The organism is Streptomyces sp. UF-297 (assembly GCF_058245575.1).
Map to the genome: position 1 here is coordinate 1 of NZ_JBSIBZ010000282.1, position 303 is coordinate 303.

At 72.3% G+C, this 303-nt stretch carries 1 protein-coding gene; it reads left to right on the plus strand.

All coding sequences use genetic code 11. The features are described from left to right. The coding region (locus AC4IJH_RS43835; protein WP_490857621.1) for an acyltransferase domain-containing protein at nt 1-303 on the plus strand (303 nt) is incomplete at both ends.

The following is a 303-nucleotide window of genomic DNA, read 5'->3' on the forward strand; positions in this document are numbered from 1 at the left end:
CCTGTCGGCCGCCGCTGTCGAGGAGCGTTTGCCGAAGTGGGGCGAGCGGCTGTCGCTGGCCGCGGTCAACGGGCCGTCCGTCGTGGTGGTTTCCGGCGATCCGGAGGCGCTGGAGGAGTTGCGGGCGGAGCTGGAGTCCGAGGGTGTACGGGCCCGGATGGTGGCCGTGGACTACGCCTCGCACTCCGCTCAGGTGGAGCGGCTGGAGGCGGAGATCGTCTCCGTACTGGCCGGGATCGCGCCGCGTCGGGGTCGGGTGCCGATGGTCTCCGCGATGACGGGCGAGACGCTGTCCGGCGAGGA